The organism is Mesorhizobium silamurunense (assembly GCF_014843905.1).
GTDB classification, from domain to species: Bacteria; Pseudomonadota; Alphaproteobacteria; order Rhizobiales; family Rhizobiaceae; genus Mesorhizobium; species Mesorhizobium silamurunense.
The window spans coordinates 1-237 of the sequence record NZ_LPVS01000131.1 but is presented as its reverse complement, the minus strand read 5'-3'; the positions used below and the strand labels follow the sequence as shown (position 1 = coordinate 237).

1 protein-coding gene is annotated in these 237 nt (G+C 62.4%); it reads right to left on the bottom strand.

Annotated features, from left to right (window positions below; genetic code table 11):
- Nucleotides 1-226: transposase (locus AU465_RS32715; RefSeq protein WP_246506617.1), on the bottom strand; the 226-nt coding region annotated here is incomplete at its 3' end.
- Between the last annotated feature and the right edge of the window lie 11 nt (nucleotides 227-237).

Here is a 237-nt window from a genome sequence, read left to right as displayed (position 1 = left end):
TTTTGCCGCCCTGCGCGGCCAGTTCCGCCAGGATGCGGTTGAACACACCCAGCCGACTCCAGCGGATGAAGCGGTTGTAGATGGTCTTGTGCGGACCGTAGTCGGAAGGGACATCTCGCCAGCGAAGGCCATTGCGGATCACGAACAGGATGCCGCTCAGCACCCGGCGGTCATCTACACGCGGCACACCATGCGACAAAGGAAAATAGGGCTCGATCCGGCGCATCTGCTCCGGCG